Here is a 246-nt window from a genome sequence, read left to right on the forward strand (position 1 = left end):
TGCCCATGGGCAGCGTGAAGGGCTTGGTGCTCATTGGGAAATGTGGATGTTCGCTCAAGGCGGAATGAGCTCACTGGAGGCTATTAGAGCGTCAACGCTCGACCCAGCCAAATATTTAGGGCTTGATAAAAACGTAGGCTCGCTTGAAGTAGGTAAACTTGCCGATTTAATGGTAATAGATGGCGATCCACTTAAGAATATTCGAGATTCGGATAAAGTTGATTACACCATGATCAATGGTCGTTT

Annotated in this window: 1 protein-coding gene; it reads left to right on the plus strand. The window is 45.9% G+C overall.

What is annotated here, in order from left to right; translation table 11 throughout:
* The coding region (locus tag CWC11_RS20420; RefSeq protein ID WP_138684150.1) for an amidohydrolase family protein at positions 1 to 246 on the plus strand (246 nt) is incomplete at both ends.

It is taken from the genome of Pseudoalteromonas sp. S3178, assembly GCF_005886985.1.
GTDB lineage: Bacteria > Pseudomonadota > Gammaproteobacteria > Enterobacterales > Alteromonadaceae > Pseudoalteromonas > Pseudoalteromonas carrageenovora.